Annotated in this window: 1 pseudogene; it reads left to right on the top strand. The window is 68.2% G+C overall.

Features of this window, described 5'->3' with window-relative positions:
• Positions 1–255, top strand: a pseudogene (locus AB3X98_RS42225) (hypothetical protein); the annotation flags it as partial.

The raw sequence follows: 255 nt of genomic DNA, 5'->3' as shown, positions 1-255 counted from the left end.
GTGGCGATCACCTCGGGCGCGAACATGAACTTCGACCGCATGCGCTTCGTGGCCGGGCGTGCCGAGGTGGGCGAGGCGCGCGAAGCGGTGTTCGCGGTGACGATCCCCGAGGAGCGCGGCAGCTTCAAGCGCTTCTGCGAGCTGGTCGGTACGCGCAGCGTGACCGAGTTCAACTACCGCATCGACGACGCCGAGCTCGCGCACATCTACGTGGGCGTGCAGATCCGCAACCGCGGCGAGTCGCAGCAGATCGCG

The organism is Paraburkholderia sp. BR14312 (assembly GCF_040948675.1).
GTDB lineage: Bacteria > Pseudomonadota > Gammaproteobacteria > Burkholderiales > Burkholderiaceae > Paraburkholderia > Paraburkholderia nodosa_A.
The sequence above is the reverse complement of the archived record's forward strand: the minus strand, read 5'-3'. Positions and strand labels throughout refer to the sequence as shown.